The following is a 17,699-nucleotide window of genomic DNA, read 5'->3' on the forward strand; positions in this document are numbered from 1 at the left end:
CGTTCAGTTTTCAAAGAACTCATCTGCCGCTCAGAAGCGACTTTATTAATATAACATTTCGTTATATTTTCGTCAACAACTTTTTTCAATAAGTTGTTTTTCGTTTGTTTTGCTTGTTACCTTTCGTGGCAACGAATATAAATATACCAGTTTGATTATTAAAATGCAATAGTTTTTCTAATAAAATTTTTAACTTAGTAAAAAAGTATAAAAACAGCACATTTCTTCTATATAAATATAATTTCTCGCACCATCAAGAGCTACTATCCCTACGTAGCTCATACTCAAATAAAAAAAGCTTTGGAGAAATCTCCAAAGCTTAGTCTTGTTTATGACGCATAGCAGGGAATAATAATACATCACGAATAGATGGTGCATTCGTTAACAACATAACAAGACGATCAATACCAATCCCTAGCCCACCTGTAGGAGGCATACCGTACTCAAGAGCTTCAATATAATCATCATCCATCATGTGAGCTTCATCATTACCTTGTTCGCGCTCTTTTAATTGCGCTTCAAAGCGTTCTTTTTGATCAATCGGATCATTTAGCTCAGTGAATGCATTTGCATGTTCACGTGCAACGATAAATAATTCGAAACGATCTGTGAATCGTGGATCTTCGTCATTCTTTTTCGCAAGTGGCGAAATTTCTACTGGATGACCGTAAATAAATGTTGGTTGAATTAATTTATCTTCTACTTTTTGTTCGAAGAATTCGTTTATAATATGACCAACTTCCATCGTATCCTTAATACCTACATTATGTTCTTTTGCAAGTTCACGCGCTTCTTCTACACTCATTGGATTCCAGAAATCTGCTCCAGAATGTTCCTTGATTGCATCTACCATATGAAGACGTGTCCATTCTGGTTCTAGATTAATTTCATAATCACCATATTGGATTGTTGTTGTACCTAGTACTTGCTTCGCAATATGCGCAACCATATTTTCTGTTAGTTTCATAATATCTTTATAATCAGCATACGCTTCATATAATTCAATCATTGTAAACTCTGGATTATGACGAGTTGATACACCCTCATTACGGAATACACGACCGATTTCATAAACTTTTTCTAATCCACCCACAATAAGGCGTTTTAAATGAAGTTCAATTGCGATACGCATGTATAATTCCATATCTAACGCATTATGGTGCGTAATGAAAGGACGCGCAGAAGCTCCACCTGCAATTGCATGCATCATAGGTGTTTCCACTTCAAGATAACCATTGTCATCTAAGTATCTTCTCATTTCACGAATGATTTTACTGCGAGTAACGAATGTTTCACGGCTTTCCATACTTGTGATTAAGTCTAAGTAACGTTGACGGTAGCGTTGTTCAACATCTTTTAATCCATGATATTTATCCGGTAATGGACGAAGAGATTTCGTTAATAGTGTAAAGCCCGTTGCCTTCACCGAAAGTTCTCCAACGTTCGTTTTGAACACTTTACCTTCAATACCTACTAAATCACCTAAATCTGCTGTTTTAAATAATTCGTACTCTTCATCTCCAACAGCATCTTTACGAACATAAATTTGAACTTGTCCATGTAAATCTTGAATATGTGCAAATCCAGCTTTTCCTTTACCGCGTTTTGTCATAATACGACCAGCGATAGAAACAGAGATTTCTTTCTCTTCTAATTCTTCTTTAGAGAACTCTCCATATAAGCTTAATAAGTCATTTGTTGCATTTGTACGTTCAAATCGTTTACCAAACGGATCGATTCCTTGCTCACGTAAGTTATGTAACTTTTCACGACGAACAAGCAATTGGTCGTTTAATTCTTCGTGGTTCATGTTATCCATGGTATTGATATCACTCCAGCTCTATTAATTTTTACAATATATACAGTATAGCATTTTCTACTCAACTAGAAAAACTGCCAGCAACTAGCTGGCAGTTCTTCTTTCTTTCACGTAATTATAGGAAGTGTATAGAAGAATGTCAATCTTCCCTATCTATTATTAACCAACGTGAATTGTTTGTTGTTTCGCTTCTACTTCTTCTACAAATGCACCTAATACATTCGCAAGGTCCTCACGCGTATTACAAGCATTGATACCATTACGTACAGTTGCATTACCACGAACACCCTTTAAATACCAGGCTGCATGCTTTCTCATCTCTCTTACAGCGACATTTTCGTTCTTTAAATCGATAAGACGATCTAGATGCAACATACATACGTCAATTTTCTCACGCACTGTCGGTTCCGGCATTAATTCACCTGTTTCCAAATACTTTACCGTACGATAAATCATCCACGGGTCCCCAAGGGCAGCGCGACCAATCATAACACCGTCTACACCAATTTCATCAAGCATACGCTTTGCATCTTGTGGCGTTTCGACATCACCATTTCCGATAACCGGGATATTTACAGCTTGCTTTACTTGTTTAATAATATCCCAATCCGCTTTCCCTTCATACATTTGTACTCGTGTACGTCCATGAACCGCTACTGCTTGTCCGCCAGCACGCTCAACAGCTTTTGCATTCTCAATTGCAAAAATATGATCTGCATCCCAACCAATACGCATCTTAACTGTAACCGGCTTTTCAACAGCATCTACAACCGCCGCTACCATTTCATATATTTTATTTGGGTCTAAAAGCCACTTTGCTCCCGCGTCACACTTAATGATTTTCGGTACTGGGCAACCCATATTAATATCAATAATGTCTGCTGTCGTATATTTATCTACGTATTTCGCAGCATCTACAAGAGTTTCTTTCTCTCCACCAAAAATTTGTAAACTTAATGGCTTTTCTCTTTCATCAATATATAACATATCTAATGTTCTTTTGTTATTAAGTAATATCGCTTTATCACTTACCATTTCAGCACAAACTAAACCTGCACCAAATTCTTTTACTGTCAAACGGAATGCAGAGTTACACACTCCCGCCATCGGTGCTAATACAACCGGGTTTTTCATCTCAATATTTGCAATCTTTAACACTCGACTTACTCCTTCCTTCATAGTCACTTCGGCATTAATTCCTCCACTGAAACCTTTAATGCCTTAGCAACTTCCACTACAAAATCTTGGGAAGGCGATCGATTCCCTCTCTCAACTTCACCTAAAACAGATACAGATACCCCTAACTCTTTCGCAAAACCTTCTTGTGTATAACCTTTTAGCTTTCGAAAAGCACGAATGCGTCTTCCCCATTTTTCTGCTTCCATACCGTTACTCCCTCTCGCCTTTTCATTTCTTCTACTTGTGAACGTGAAATGTTTTGTTTTATATCTTGATTAATCTCTAACAACGGAACGATAACAAAAGCTCTTTCGAACATCCGCGGATGCGGAACAATAAGATTCTCTGCTTCAATATTTTCTTGATTATATAGTAAAATGTCAAGGTCGATGGTCCTCGGACCCCATCTAATTTCCCTTTTTCTTCCTAAATCATTCTCTACTCTTTGTGTAATTTTCAATAATTCTTGCGGTGATAAATTGGTAGAAATTTTTATAACTAAATTTAAAAAGCAACTTTGGTCAGTATAGCCAACTGGCTCTGTTTCATATACAGATGAAATATCGTTAACTTGGATATACGGGTTTTTGTTTAAAAACTGAATCGCTTCAGTTAAATACGTATAACGTTCTCCGATATTTGAACCTAATGCAATGTAAGCTATATTATTCATGGACGTTCTCTCGTAATTTCCACTGCTACAGCACGATAATGCCCAGGTATCGGCGGATCTGGTTTAATTACTTTAATTGTACAACGGAAAATACTCTCATATTGTTTTAATATATCTGCAGCAATATTTTCAGCGATACTCTCTACAAGCTTATACGTTCTATCTTCAACAACTTTTCTACATAACTCGAAAAGCTCTCCATAATTGACAGAATGCTCTAAGTCATCACTTTCTCCTGCCTGTTTCAAATCCAACTCCACCGTTAAGTCCACTTTAAATCTCTGACCCAATTTATTTTCCTCTGGGAATACACCATGATAACCGTAAAACTCCATATCATGAACATAAATTTTATCCAATTACTTTACCCCCTTACCAATCATCGCATCCATCATCTTAGCCATACGTGCCATTTCCTTCACATCATGAACACGAACAAACTCACAACCCTTTTCAATGCCGAGACAAACGGTAGCTCCTGTTCCCTCAAGACGTTCCTCTACCGGTAAATCTAACACATGTCCAATAAAGGACTTTCTTGAAGTACCTAAGAGAACTGGATAACCCAGTACGTTTAACTGTTCTAAATTACGCATCGCTTCTAAATTTTGTTCAGGTGTTTTAGCAAAACCGATGCCTGGGTCTAAAATGATATTCTCATCTCGCACGCCAGCATCTTTAGCAATTTTGATGCTTTCATATAAATCAGCAATCATATCAGCCATTAAATTGCGGTAATTCATGTTATCGCGATTATGCATCAAGATAATAGGTACATCGTAATGAGCTGCAACTTCAGCGATTTTCGGTTCCGCCTTCGCTCCCCAAACGTCATTAATAATATGAGCGCCAGCTTCGATTGCTTGTTTTGCAACTTCAGCTTTATACGTGTCGATAGAAATAGGCAATTCCACTTCTTTTGCAACCGCCTGAATCATCGGAACAACTCGCTTTATTTCTTCTTCCACCGATACTTTAGCAAAACCCGGGCGAGTAGATTCACCGCCGATATCAATAATATGAGCACCTTCATCTCGCATTTCTTTCGCATGGCGCACCGCAGCCTCTACCTCGTTGTAACTCCCACCATCAGAAAACGAATCTGGTGTTACATTTAAAATCCCCATAATTAAAGTTTTTTCATTTAAGTTCAATGTATATTCGCCGCAGCGCAAATCATAATCCCACTTCAAACTACACATCTCCTCTTCGCAATTCATTTCTGCTCCACAATTTCTCTCTCTGCATTTCATAAAGACTCATAAATCTTTTTGTAACCATACCTACTTTACCCGGGAAATCTCGTCCCTCTATATAATAAAGCGGGACAATTTCTTGAATCGAGTTTGTTACGAAGACTTCATCAGCTGAAAGTAATTCATCTTTTGTAAAGAAACCTTCCTTTACTTCGATGCCCAGCTCTTCAGCAACCTTTATAATAAACGCACGAGTGATACCATTTAAAATCCCTGTTTTTAGCGAAGGTGTATACAAAATAACACCTTTCACGAAAAAGAGATTCGAAACAATACCCTCTGCAACATAACCTGTTTCAGTAAGGAAAATACCTTCCTTGTTCACAACATTTCCAATTTCACGTTTTCCTAAAATGTTATTTAAATAATGATGAGACTTTAAGCGAGACGCACCCTCTGGTGTATTTCGCACTTGTTTTAAAACAACCCCTTCTTTTTCCACTACATCTTCGGGGGCTGCTAAAGGTTTTATAAAAACAATAACAGACGGCTCTTCATACATTTCCGTTTGCAATCCAATTTCATCTATACCCGCTGATACATTAAAACGTACATATGCATGCTCTAATTCATTCTTAACGAGTAAATTCTTCAAAATAAGCAGTACTTCATCTTTCGTCATTGTCCATTTAATTTGCAATGTATCCAGCGCATCTATTAAACGGTCATAATGATCATCCAATAAGAAAGGATGACCATTATAAATACGAAATGTCTCAAAAACTCCAAGACCATATAAATAACCATGATCATAAGGAGAAATTCTCGCTTCACTTGCTTCTACATACTCACCATTTACGTAAATTAACACGATGTCACACTTGGGCTGTATTTACGAATGAAATTCTGCAACAACTCTTTCCCATGGGAAGTCATAATTGATTCTGGATGGAACTGTACACCTTCAATCGGTAATGTTGTATGACGGAGCGCCATAATTTCCCCTTCTTCTGTCCAAGATGTTACCTCTAAGCAATCAGGTAACGTCTCTTTCTTAACGATAAGGGAATGATAACGTGTCGCAGTAAACGGATTAGGGATATCCGAAAAAATCGTCTTTCCGTCATGATGCATAAGCGACGTTTTCCCATGCATTAAGCGCTCCGCACGTATAACCTCTCCGCCAAACACTTGTGCAATGGATTGATGTCCAAGACAAACCCCAAAAATCGGAATCTTTCCAGCAAAGTATTGAATAACCTCCATACTAATACCTGCTTCATTAGGACTACACGGACCTGGCGAAATCATTAAAAAGTCTGGTTTCATATTCTCAATATCTGAAATAGTCACTTCATCGTTACGTTTAACAACAAGCTCTTGTCCAAGTTCTCCAAGAAACTGCACTAAATTAAATGTAAAAGAATCATAATTATCAATCATTAATATCATTTCTCTCACCTAACCGTTTCTTCGCTACGTTCTTTTGCACGCCATAAAGCAATCGCCTTTTTTAACGACTCTTTATATTCATTTTCCGGATTCGAATCAATTACAATTCCCGCTCCTGCTTGTACATGCGCTTTTCCATCTTTAGCAAGCAGTGTTCTAATTACAATATTCAATTCTGTATCTCCAGAATAACCGATCCACCCGATTGAACCTGTGTAAATCCCTCGGCGAACAGGTTCTAATTCTTCAATAATTTCCATCGTACGTATTTTCGGGGCACCAGTAATTGTTCCCCCAGGGAATACAGCCTTCACTAAATCAAAAGCATCTTTATCTTCTTCCACCTCACCACGCACATTAGAAACAATATGCATAACATGTGAGTATTTCTCAATTACCATAAATTCATCTACTTCTACAGTGCCATATTTACAAACACGCCCTAAATCATTTCGTTCTAAATCCACAAGCATGACGTGCTCTGCTCTTTCTTTTTCGTTCTCAATTAACTCTTTTGCTAATTCTTCATCCTCTTGCTCATTCGCCCCTCTAGATCTCGTTCCAGCAATCGGTCTTGTACTTACTTCGGTTCCCTCTTTCTTAATTAGCAACTCTGGCGATCCACTAACAATTTGAAAATCCCCGAGCTCCAAGTAACCCATATATGGAGATGGATTAATCTCACGAAGACTTGTATAGATTTCTAGTGGGTGTGTTTGTAACGTTCTTTCTTGCCTTGTCGACAAGTTTACTTGGAACACATCACCAGCCCCAATATATTCTTGAATACATTCAACTGCCTTCATAAAACTTTCTTCTGTAAAAGCAACTGTTTCACTTTTCTCTTCAGGGCATGCAAAAGGTATATTCACTTCTGGCGCTTCTGTCGCCCAAAGAATCTTCCATTCATTTAATCGCTCTTTTGCCTCTTCATGCTTATCTACATAATGTGTAATAATCCATAATACTTTTTCTTTTTGATCATAAACAAACACATCATCAAATAATAAAAAGAATATATCAGGTATATTAATGTCATCCTCCGCATGGGAAGGGAGTTTTTCAATATAACGGATGCAATCATAACTAAAGTAACCAATTGCACCACCTTGAAATGGAGGGTATTCCGGATTATAGTCCGTTTTCCATCGCTCCATATATTCCTGCATTAAATCTAATGGGTTTCCTTGTTTTATTGTTTCCTTACCACTTTCGCTTATATGTAACGTTTCACCCTTCCCTCGGATTACCGCTACTGGGTTCAACCCCACAATGTTATAACGACCGCCACGTCCACTCTCTAACAAAATATGTTGCGGTTTATCCTTAGAAAGAAATTTATACTGCTTAAAGAAATCTAACTGATATGGAATAGAAAGTGCTAAAGATTTTCTTCGTTGCATATCAACACCCCGTCTTCTTTTATCCCACCCTCTTAGATTAACCACCTCAAACTACATTCATTATATATATAAAGTGGTTATACTCGAAGGCTAGTGAAAATAAATTAATTATACTACCTCTTATTTTACATGAAGTTTTCTAGTCATTCACTCTTTTCCTATTTCCAATCCAAAAAGAAAAAGCATCCTTTTCAAGGATGCTTTTTCAATCACATATAATTAAGACTCAAATTGATAAAGCGGTGTACTTAAATAACGTTCACCGTTACTTGGGATAATAACAAGTACCTTTTTCCCTTTACCTAACTTTTTCGCAATTTCTGTTGCTGCATAAATAACTGCTCCAGAAGAGATACCCACTAAAATACCTTCCTCTTTAGCCACTCTTCTTGCATATTCAAATGCTTGCTCTGCTTTTACTTGAATAATTTCATCATATACCTCTACATCCAATGTCTCTGGGATGAATCCCGCACCGATTCCTTGTATTTTATGTGGACCCGGTTTCCCACCAGATAGTACTGGTGAATCCGCAGGTTCTACTGCATAAATTTTAATATCTTTATACGCTTCCTTCAGCACTTCACCAGCACCAGTAATCGTTCCACCTGTACCAATACCTGCAATAAACGCATCTAATTGGTCACCCATTTGTTCAACAATTTCTGGCCCTGTTGTTAAACGATGAATTTCTGGATTCGATTGGTTTTTGAACTGTTGTGGTATAAAGTAGCCATGCTCTTTTGCTAATTCAGTCGCTTGACGAATCGCTCCACCCATTCCTTCAGGCCCTGGAGTCAATACTAATTCCGCACCGTAAGCACGTAATAAATTACGACGCTCAATACTCATTGTTTCTGGCATTACTAAAATTGCCTTATATCCTTTAGCGGCCGCTACCATCGCTAAACCAATTCCTGTGTTACCACTTGTTGGCTCAATGATTGTATCGCCTTCTTTTAATAATCCTTTTTTTTCAGCATCTTCAATCATAGCTAATGCAATACGATCTTTAACACTGCTCCCTGGATTCATAAATTCTAATTTTAAGTATATATCTGCGCTGTTTGATTCTACGATGCGGTTCAACTTAACGATCGGCGTTTTCCCGATTAATTCTGAAACTGATTGTGCCACTCGCATTCCTGTCACTCCTAACACCGAGTATTTTTATTGGTTTTATCTATATTTAGATTTTGTCAGAAAATTCCCTGTTTGTCAATCTATTTAGAGGGTGGATTCCCTCACTTCCCTATTACAAACTCTCAATTAAATTTGTAATATCTTCTTTAGAGAACTTGTATCGCTCATTACAGAAATGACAATGAACTTCTGTCTCTTCTTCTTCTTCGCGAATTTGCTCTAACTCTGTTTTACCTAAACTAATTAACACACTCTCAATACGTTCGCGTGAGCATGTGCAATTAAATTGAACATCCATCGTTTCTAACACTTTCACTTTATCTTCTCCAAGAACTGCATACAGTAACTCTTCTGGAGAAAGCCCTTGTTCAATTAACGTTGATACAGGAGGAATCTTCTGCAAACGATCTTCAATGAATGAAATTGTTTCGTCCTGTGCACCTGGCATAATTTGAAGGATAAATCCACCTGCCGCTAATACGCTGTCATCTCCATTTACAAGAACGCCAACTCCTACAGAAGAAGGTGTTTGCTCAGAAACTGCAAAATAATACGTGAAGTCTTCCCCTAATTCTCCTGAAACAATTGGAGATTGACCAATAAACGGCTCACGCATACCAATATCTTTAATTACTGTTACAAATCCCTCAGTACCTACCGCTTGATATACACGTAATTTCCCTTGTTCCGTTCCTTCAAAATCAACATGTGGATTCGTTACATAACCACGTACATCCCCATTTGCATGAGCATCTACTAAGATAGGACCAATCGGACCATTACCTTCTACCTTAATCGTTAACTTTTGGTCACCTTTTAACATCGCGCCCATCATTGTACCTGCAGTTAAAGAACGACCAAGTGCCGCCGAAGCTGTTCTCCATGTATCATGACGTCTTTGCGCCTCACTTACTGTGTTTGTAGTACGCACACTATATGCACGCACTTCTCCATCAAATGCTAACGCTTTTACTAAATAATCTTTCATACTCATTTATTCACCTTTCTCATGCTGTAAATTTGCATTACGCTCGTATAACATATACAAACCTTTTAATGTTAAAAATGGATCTACAACGTCAATTACATTCGATTCTTCTGAAATTAATTTCGCCAATCCACCTGTTGCAATAACTTTCGGTTCTTGTTTAGCTTCCTCTTTCATACGCTTAACAATACCTTCCACTTGTCCAACATAACCATAAAGAATACCAGATTGCATTGCACTTACCGTATTCTTTCCAACAACACTGCTTGGTTTTGTAATTTCAATACGAGGAAGTTTTGCCGCTCTACTATATAAAGCCTCTGCTGAAATCATAATTCCCGGCGTAATAACTCCACCCATATAATGCTTTTCTTCGTTAATATAACAATATGTAGTAGCCGTACCGAAATCGACAATAATAAGCGGACTTCCATACAAGTGGATTCCTGCTACCGCATTTACAATTCGGTCCGCGCCTACTTCACGTGGATTTTCATATTTAATATTTAGCCCCGTTTTTATTCCAGGACCTACTACAAGCGGTTTAATTTTAAAATACTTTTCACACATGCGCTCTAATGCAAACATAATTGGTGGTACGACTGAAGACACGATAATACCTTTCACATCTTCAAACGAAAGACCTTCATGCTCAAGCAACTGCTTTACAAGCATTCCATATTCATCTTCTGTCTTATGACGATCTGTTTCCATGCGCCAATGTTGACGAAGTTCCCCCTCTTCAAACACGCCTAGCACAGCATTTGTGTTCCCTACATCCAATACAAAAATCATATTCTCACCACTTATCTTATTTAATCTATATTTGTGCAGTATGTATAAAACTTATAAAAACATCATATCACACATACTTATATAATCAGCTTTTCTATCCTCATCATTTTACAAAAAGATTACGCTCTATTTCAATTTTTAATACCAGATTTACTTAAATTTTTTTCTACTTCATTTCGTTCCACAAATAAAAAAAGGAGTGACCATCGTCACTCCTTCATCTCTTACTTATCTTCTGATTCTTCATCGTCCTTCTTCATATTGATGTTTACTTTCACATCATCTGAAGATGTTGGACGCTCTGGCAATCTGCCGTAATCATATAAATGATTGATTTGCTCTGCATCTAACGTTTCTACTTCAAGTAACGTTTTCGCAATAATATCTAGCTTATCACGTTTTTCAGTAAGAATTTGTTTCGCGCGAGCATAACATTCTTTTATAATAGTTTGCATTTCCACATCGATTTCATGTGCAATTGCATCACTGTAGTTTTGTTCTGAATGGAAGTCTCTTCCTAAGAACACTTGACCACCTTGTGAGCTACCGAATTGCATCGGTCCAAGCTTATCACTCATACCGAATTCCGTAACCATACGTCTTGCAATACCAGTCGCACGTTGGAAGTCGTTGTGAGCACCTGTACTTGCTTCACCAAACACAATCTCTTCAGCTACTCGACCACCAAGTAAACCAGTGATTTTATCAAGTAACTCTGGTTTTGTCATGAAGTAACGATCTTCTTTCGGAAGCATTACTGCATATCCACCAGCTTGACCACGAGGGACAATTGTTACTTTATGAACGATATCTGCTTCATCAAGGACAACACCAATTACAGTATGGCCAGCTTCATGGAATGCAACGATATTACGTTCTTTTTCAGAGATAACACGACTTTTCTTAGCTGGACCTGCAATAACACGATCCGTTGCTTCATCAATGTCACTCATATCAATTTTCTTCTTATCTTGACGCGCAGCCACTAAAGCAGCTTCGTTTAATAAGTTTTCAAGATCCGCACCAGAGAACCCTGGTGTACGAGTTGCAATTGCTCTTAAGTTGATATGATCATCAAGCGGTTTATTACGAGCATGTACTTTCAGCACAGCTTCCCGGCCATTTACATCTGGACGATCTACTGTAATTTGGCGGTCAAAACGACCTGGACGTAATAACGCTGGATCAAGAATATCAGGACGGTTTGTTGCAGCGATGATAATAATACCTTCGTTTGCACCGAATCCATCCATTTCAACAAGTAATTGGTTCAACGTTTGCTCACGCTCATCATGGCCACCACCAAGACCTGCGCCACGTTGACGTCCTACCGCATCAATTTCATCAATGAAAATGATACAAGGAGCATTTTTCTTTGCATTTTCGAATAAATCACGTACACGTGATGCACCGACACCGACGAACATCTCTACGAAATCAGAACCACTGATAGAGAAGAATGGAACGCCTGCCTCACCTGCAACGGCACGTGCTAGTAAAGTTTTACCTGTACCTGGAGGTCCTACTAATAGAACACCCTTCGGAATACGGGCACCAACTTCAGCGAACTTACGAGGATCTTTCAAGAATTCAACTACCTCAACAAGCTCTTGTTTCTCTTCATCCGCTCCAGCAACATCTCTGAAACGAACTTTTTTCTTTTCGTCATTATATAACTTCGCCTTACTTTTCCCGAAGTTCATAACACGGCTACCGCCGCCCTGAGCCTGGTTTAATAAGAAGAAGAATAAAATGAAGATAATGACGAACGGAATGATAGAAGTAAAGAACGTTACCCAAGCACTTGTTTCTTCTGCTGGTTGATACTTAACTTCAGCACCTTGCGCTTTGTCATTAATTTTCTTTTGTAATTCCTCAGTATTCGGTGCATAAGTAACAAATTGTTCTCCTTGGCTAGAGTTGTTAAATTGTCCTTTTACCTCAAATACACCATTTTTCGGTTGAAGTTGCACATTACGCACTTCACCTTTTTCTAGTTTAGTAATGAATTTATCGTAGCTAACTGATGTCGTTTTTTGTGTCGAACCATTAAAATAGCTCACGATTCCAATTACTACTAGGAATATCAGTAAATAAAAGATGGTATTACGGAAGATACGATTCATTCCTAACCTCCTCTCACGGCATAAACACTATAGTAAATCGTAACATAGAAAAACTTTCCTATACAATTGTGACGCCTGCATTTAATTAATTTGAGTAAACACTTGGTTTTAATACTCCTACATAAGGAAGATTACGGTACTGCTCTTTATAATCTAATCCATACCCTACAACAAATTCATGTGGAACAGTAAACCCAACATAATCCGCTTTCAAATCTACCTTACGGCCTGTCGGCTTATCTAATAACGTAACAATTTTTACAGACTTCGCTTTACGATATTTGAATAGGTCTACTAAGTAACTTAGCGTAAGACCGCTATCAATAATATCTTCAACGATTAAAATATCGCGACCCTCTACAGAAGTATCAAGGTCTTTTAAAATTTTCACTTCGCCTGTTGAAACAGTAGAGTGACCGTAACTAGATACAGCCATAAAATCCATTTCAAGATATGTATCTGTTCTCTTTAATAAATCTGCCATGAATGGCATTGCGCCCTTTAATACACCAATCGCAAGAGGTATTGTGTTTTTATAATCCTCTGCAATAACCGCACCTAATTCGCGCACCTTTTCTTGTATTTGTTCTTCAGAAATTAATACTTTTTCGATATCTTGATTCATCATTTCATTATCCTCCCGGAAGACTCCTTGCTTTTGTAGTGAATAATCATATATTTATCCTTCTTTGCCGCCTCTTTCGAGATAGCAAATGCAGATCGCTTCAACAAGGGTACCCAAATAATATTCCCACTTGCATCACAAACGACCGGCCATTCTTCTCTTTTTTCTCTTGGTACTTTTGCTTCGATAAAAATAGTTTTTATCTTTTTTGTGCCATTCATACCTTGTATTGACATGCGATCTCCATTTTCTCTAGAACGAATACGAAGTGGATATGATATATCATTATACTTAGCAACAAATACTGTTTCATTCATGTTACTTGGTATGTCTTCGCTCACCTCTGTTACAAGCTTATCCCCGTTCGATAGCGTAATTGTCCCGGGCACTGATAAATCTTGTAAAAAAGGAGAAACAATTTCTTGTTTAAATCCAAAGCTGCACTCCTCGTATGCGCGAACAATTTTTAAATCACCTGGGAAATCAAGTGAACCCGAAGGTTGTGTCCGCTTAAAAAACTCGATCACTTTGTCAATATGTATAGAGGAAAGAGAAGATGGAATCTTATATTCATAAAGATAGTTTAATATTAGTTGAATCCCTCTTCTTTGTAAAGGCATAGACATGGATTCAAAGGCAGGAATTGATAAGCTAATTTGTTTATCACTTTTTTTTGTAATTACTTTATTCATTTTCTCAAAAGCTAATTCCTGCAAATACGCCTCATCCTCTTGCATCTGCATGCTAAATTTTTGGAATTTCTCATGCACTTGTGAATTTTCTTCTTTCAAATGAGGAAGAACATATTTGCGTAATCGATTCCTTGTATATACTTCCTTTTTATTACTTGGATCTATACGGGGAATTATTTTTAGCTTATTACAGTAATCAACAATCTCTTCCTTCGTTACTCCAAGTAACGGCCTAATTAAATATCCATTATGAAAAGGACGCTTCACTGCAATTCCTGCATATCCTTTCGGAGTACTCCCTCGTACAAGGCGCATTAAAATCGTCTCTACTTGATCATCACCATGATGTCCAAGAGCTACATATCTCGCATCATATTTCTTCATTATTCTTTCCAAAAATGCATATCTGCATTCTCTAGCAGCAACCTGTGCATTCATTCCGTGTTGCTGTTGATATTGCGACACATTAATCCTTATCGTTTCGCAAATAACTCCCAGCCCTTTACAAAGGTCCTGCACAAACTGTAGGTCCTCATGAGATTCATCACCTCTAAACATATGGTCTACATGTGCCACTACAATTTCGAACTGTTTTGCTGCTCTTTTTTCTAACAAATAATATAGAAGAGCCAAAGAGTCAGGACCACCAGAAACCCCTACAACAATTGTTGAACGTTCCTTTAATACATCATGCTGCTTTACAAAGTCATCTACCTTTTCAACAAATGTATCTTTCAACTTCGTAATCACCTTTCATTAAACAAGAACAGCAACGTTAGTTACCTTGTTTATAATGGTACAACTTTTACAAACATTGTGCAAAAAAAAGATATACAAAAATTACATTTTTATCTTACATCATCCGTACATATTCACAAAAGTAATAACATTATCTTTTAAAGTAAAAAAACCTAGGCATCCACCTAGGTTTTTAGAAAGAAACAGTGATAAAGAAACATCACACTTAAAATTTATTGTGCCTGCATTCCTACAATTGGAATCGTAGCCCACTTCGGCATATTTTTCTTCACTTTCGCCACAACGATAGTCATATCATCATTTATATAACCATCACAAGAGCGAATCACCTCTTCCATAATGATATCAGCAATTTCTTGCGGATCTTCGGTTTGTAATTCTTTAATTTTTCGTTTCATCCATAGTTCATGATTTTCTACATGTTGCGCTCCCTCGAAAATCCCATCGCTCATCATAATAAGGATATCGCCCGTTTTTAATTGTTCACCTACTACATCAACTTCAACATCCTCAATAATGCCCATCGGCAAATTACTTGACTCAATTTTCAAAATATTGTTCGCGCGTTTAACAAAACTCGGCGTCGATCCAATCTTTAAAAATTTCGCACTCGCATCCCGCAAATCCACCATAGCTAAATCTAACGTCGTAAACATCTCTTCTGTTGTTCTTAAAGAAAGAATAGAATTGATAGATTTAATCGCTATTTCCTCATCAATGCCTGATTGAAGTATTTTTTGTAATAATTTTACCGTTTCTTTACTCTCCATATGAGCTCTTTGCCCATTTCCCATACCATCACTAATTGCAAGCGCATATTTACCAACACTTAAATCCATCATCGCATAAGAGTCACCAGAAACAAACCCACCGCCTTTTGCAGCTGTGGCCAACCCAGTATCAAGAGAATACGTTTTTGCCGAACCAAATGATATTAAGCTGTGGCCGTTCGGATAAGAAGATTTTTCTTCATGTTTAACAACAATATTTTCCTTTAGAATGTCAGAAAGCATCGGCGCAACTAACTTTTCACATTCTCCATGTTCATTAGATGCAACTGGAATCAACATTTCAATATCAATACTTCCTCTATCTAAACAATATATATCAACATGCTCTACTTCTACGCCAAAATCACGAAACGCTTGCATAATCTGTTCTTCCTGCACTTGATGATTTTCTCGTTCTCTTTGGATCTCCTTAGCAAAATCCTCCATAACTTTTGATACACCTAATAGTTGCTCCGCTACTATTCTACGGTTTTCTTTCATTTGTTTTCGTAATTTTTGTCCTTCATAGAAGTGATCTAATTCACCCGCTACTAAATCCGTCACTTTCTTCCCTCTCACACAATGCTTGTCCCATTCACGAACTAACTTCCGATTATGCTGCAACGTCCCCTCTTCCGTTTCACTCATTATTTGTTTCATATAATCGTACGTTTTGTCGAAATTAACTACCCAGCATTGGTCCTTTTTAAAGCATGTTTGACATGTTTTTGCAGTAATTGTACTTAAGAACAAATCCGCTTCTGTCTCTTTATCTTCCTCCTCCACATATCCATATACAGAAAAGCTATTAGATAAAGCAGCAAATACATTGGCAAATTGATTAATTTTATTCGCTGTAACATCACGCATCCTTCTTAAATACTGTTGTTGATCTTGCGAATGTTCCTGTGTGCCTGGCATGAATTTAGCAATACGATCCATAACAAGTTTCGGTGTTAATAAGAAGAACATAATCGCCACACCAGATTCAATTAAAGTTGTCACAATGTTTGTTTGCTTGTCTACATATAGCGTAATCAAGCTCGTCCCAATTAATAAACCTAAACTAACACCTAAACGCTTCCCTTCTTTTAACAAACCACCAAGCAACCCAGAAAAAGCAAGTAGACTAAGTTGAGACAAACTGGAGACATTGGCTAAACTTAATATTAATCCAGTGACGACCCCCACTGTAGATCCTGTAGCAGCCCCCGCAATAAATGCAAACACGAGCACTAAATACCTAGTAAAAATATGTTGAATAGAAGCGTCATATACAAACCAATCTGTTGTCCCTGTTAAAACAGATGCTAGTAATATAATTAAACAAACAATTTCTTCTGTCTCTAGCGCTTGTTGTTTACCTTTTCGTTCTACTAAAAGCGGAACACTTTGTAAAAATATCATAGTTAATACGAAGCTAAGCCCTGCCTCAATCGTACTAACGAGTAAATCGTACATGGTGACAGTTTGTTGCGCGAAATATACGACAACTAAATGTGCGGTTAATGCGGAGATAAATACTTGGAATGGAACAAGTCCAACAGTTTTACGTGTAAACCGACTAAAGAAGATATTATAAATGAAGAAAGTAAAAATAGATGCAAAGGTAAAGAATAAATTATCTATCGAAACTGAAAGTGCGCCCCCCATAAGAGCCAAGAACGCGAGCGGCATTTTATCCCGCTTCATAACATAAACAGCAGCAAAAAACGGCAGTGCAAACGGTAAAATGTTTGTTAATATATATGCTCGTCCCAAAAGAAAACCAATAACAACAATAATAAATCCCCATCTAAAGAAAACCTGTTCAAACTTCATTCGCAACTTACTCGTCCACTTTACTGCTCCAAGCTGACTCTCATTCATTGCCAATGCACTTGTATTCATAGTATTCCTTCCTGCTTTAGGCATATTTTTAACACCACCTGCATAGTTTAATTACTGTCATTATAAAAGATGATTATTGGGATTTTTGTCAAAACAACAGTTTTCACTTTTATAATCGTTCGACTTTTTATTCGAAATAACTCTACATATATACACGGTATGTAATTTATTCTCACTATTTTAATTGAA

General features: G+C 37.4%; 16 protein-coding genes. All 16 read right to left on the reverse strand.

Features of this window, described 5'->3' with window-relative positions:
- Window positions 1-319: 319 nt before the first annotated feature.
- Window positions 320-1,819, reverse strand: coding sequence for a lysine--tRNA ligase (gene lysS / locus DM800_RS18300; protein ID WP_000369672.1), 1,500 nt, complete (start codon window positions 1,817-1,819; stop codon window positions 320-322).
- A 159-nt stretch (window positions 1,820-1,978) separates the two neighbouring features.
- Window positions 1,979-2,977 (reverse strand): tRNA dihydrouridine synthase DusB, encoded by a 999-nt coding sequence (dusB, locus tag DM800_RS18305; RefSeq protein ID WP_000912237.1) that lies wholly within the window; start codon window positions 2,975-2,977, stop codon window positions 1,979-1,981.
- A gap of 23 nt (window positions 2,978-3,000) precedes the next feature.
- Window positions 3,001-3,204, reverse strand: coding sequence for a helix-turn-helix domain-containing protein (locus DM800_RS18310; protein WP_000387029.1), 204 nt, complete (start codon window positions 3,202-3,204; stop codon window positions 3,001-3,003).
- Complete coding sequence (gene folK / locus DM800_RS18315; protein WP_001059453.1) at window positions 3,156-3,671, reverse strand: 2-amino-4-hydroxy-6-hydroxymethyldihydropteridine diphosphokinase; 516 nt, start codon at window positions 3,669-3,671, stop codon at window positions 3,156-3,158. Before folK ends, DM800_RS18310 begins: the two co-directional genes overlap by 49 nt.
- Entirely contained in the window at window positions 3,668-4,030 is a 363-nt protein-coding gene (folB, locus tag DM800_RS18320) for a dihydroneopterin aldolase (protein WP_000358076.1), read from the reverse strand. The genes folK and folB overlap by 4 nt, the downstream gene beginning before the upstream one ends.
- Complete coding sequence (gene folP / locus DM800_RS18325) at window positions 4,031-4,891, reverse strand: dihydropteroate synthase (RefSeq protein WP_048542168.1); 861 nt, start codon at window positions 4,889-4,891, stop codon at window positions 4,031-4,033. It abuts the gene before it with no gap.
- Complete coding sequence (pabC, locus tag DM800_RS18330) at window positions 4,866-5,738, reverse strand: aminodeoxychorismate lyase (RefSeq protein ID WP_147787312.1); 873 nt, start codon at window positions 5,736-5,738, stop codon at window positions 4,866-4,868. The genes folP and pabC overlap by 26 nt, the downstream gene beginning before the upstream one ends.
- Window positions 5,732-6,319: an aminodeoxychorismate/anthranilate synthase component II gene (gene pabA / locus DM800_RS18335; protein WP_000602298.1), complete on the reverse strand. Its 588-nt coding sequence runs from the start codon at window positions 6,317-6,319 to the stop codon at window positions 5,732-5,734. Before pabA ends, pabC begins: the two co-directional genes overlap by 7 nt.
- A gap of 5 nt (window positions 6,320-6,324) precedes the next feature.
- Window positions 6,325-7,722: an aminodeoxychorismate synthase component I gene (pabB, locus tag DM800_RS18340; RefSeq protein ID WP_001189683.1), complete on the reverse strand. Its 1,398-nt coding sequence runs from the start codon at window positions 7,720-7,722 to the stop codon at window positions 6,325-6,327.
- Window positions 7,723-7,941: 219 nt separating this feature from the next.
- A complete protein-coding gene (cysK, locus tag DM800_RS18345) occupies window positions 7,942-8,865 on the reverse strand; it encodes a cysteine synthase A (RefSeq protein WP_087983740.1) in 924 nt (307 codons plus the stop codon).
- Window positions 8,866-8,977: 112 nt separating this feature from the next.
- Complete coding sequence (hslO, locus tag DM800_RS18350) at window positions 8,978-9,853, reverse strand: redox-regulated molecular chaperone HslO (protein ID WP_147787313.1); 876 nt, start codon at window positions 9,851-9,853, stop codon at window positions 8,978-8,980.
- A 6-nt stretch (window positions 9,854-9,859) separates the two neighbouring features.
- On the reverse strand, window positions 9,860-10,648 hold the full coding sequence (locus tag DM800_RS18355; protein WP_000578367.1) for a type III pantothenate kinase: 789 nt from the start codon (window positions 10,646-10,648) through the stop codon (window positions 9,860-9,862).
- A 224-nt stretch (window positions 10,649-10,872) separates the two neighbouring features.
- Window positions 10,873-12,774 carry an ATP-dependent zinc metalloprotease FtsH gene (ftsH, locus tag DM800_RS18360; RefSeq protein WP_001079657.1) on the reverse strand — a complete coding sequence of 634 codons (1,902 nt, stop codon included), beginning with the start codon at window positions 12,772-12,774 and terminating at the stop codon, window positions 10,873-10,875.
- Window positions 12,775-12,859: 85 nt separating this feature from the next.
- A complete protein-coding gene (hpt, locus tag DM800_RS18365) occupies window positions 12,860-13,402 on the reverse strand; it encodes a hypoxanthine phosphoribosyltransferase (RefSeq protein ID WP_000981845.1) in 543 nt (180 codons plus the stop codon).
- Window positions 13,399-14,829, reverse strand: coding sequence for a tRNA lysidine(34) synthetase TilS (gene tilS, locus DM800_RS18370; RefSeq protein WP_000655443.1), 1,431 nt, complete (start codon window positions 14,827-14,829; stop codon window positions 13,399-13,401). Before tilS ends, hpt begins: the two co-directional genes overlap by 4 nt.
- A 233-nt stretch (window positions 14,830-15,062) precedes the next feature.
- Window positions 15,063-17,534, reverse strand: a complete 2,472-nt coding sequence (gene spoIIE / locus DM800_RS18375; protein WP_147787314.1) for a stage II sporulation protein E — start codon at window positions 17,532-17,534, stop codon at window positions 15,063-15,065.
- Window positions 17,535-17,699: the final 165 nt, after the last annotated feature.

This window comes from Bacillus sp. AY18-3 (assembly GCF_008042305.1).
GTDB lineage: Bacteria > Bacillota > Bacilli > Bacillales > Bacillaceae_G > Bacillus_A > Bacillus_A wiedmannii.

Excerpts from the sequence above, each read along its gene's own strand:
- cysK (WP_087983740.1), bottom strand. The coding sequence starts at position 8,865 with ATGCGAGTGGCACAATCAGTTTCAGAATTAATCGGGAAAACGCCGATC.
- spoIIE (WP_147787314.1), bottom strand. The coding sequence starts at position 17,534 with ATGCCTAAAGCAGGAAGGAATACTATGAATACAAGTGCATTGGCAATG.
- folK (WP_001059453.1), bottom strand. The coding sequence starts at position 3,671 with ATGAATAATATAGCTTACATTGCATTAGGTTCAAATATCGGAGAACGT.
- hslO (WP_147787313.1), bottom strand. The coding sequence starts at position 9,853 with ATGAAAGATTATTTAGTAAAAGCGTTAGCATTTGATGGAGAAGTGCGT.
- DM800_RS18310 (WP_000387029.1), bottom strand. The coding sequence starts at position 3,204 with ATGGAAGCAGAAAAATGGGGAAGACGCATTCGTGCTTTTCGAAAGCTA.
- ftsH (WP_001079657.1), bottom strand. The coding sequence starts at position 12,774 with ATGAATCGTATCTTCCGTAATACCATCTTTTATTTACTGATATTCCTA.
- pabB (WP_001189683.1), bottom strand. The coding sequence starts at position 7,722 with ATGCAACGAAGAAAATCTTTAGCACTTTCTATTCCATATCAGTTAGAT.
- hpt (WP_000981845.1), bottom strand. The coding sequence starts at position 13,402 with ATGATGAATCAAGATATCGAAAAAGTATTAATTTCTGAAGAACAAATA.
- lysS (WP_000369672.1), bottom strand. The coding sequence starts at position 1,819 with ATGGATAACATGAACCACGAAGAATTAAACGACCAATTGCTTGTTCGT.
- DM800_RS18355 (WP_000578367.1), bottom strand. The coding sequence starts at position 10,648 with ATGATTTTTGTATTGGATGTAGGGAACACAAATGCTGTGCTAGGCGTG.
- pabA (WP_000602298.1), bottom strand. The coding sequence starts at position 6,319 with ATGATATTAATGATTGATAATTATGATTCTTTTACATTTAATTTAGTG.
- folP (WP_048542168.1), bottom strand. The coding sequence starts at position 4,891 with ATGAATTGCGAAGAGGAGATGTGTAGTTTGAAGTGGGATTATGATTTG.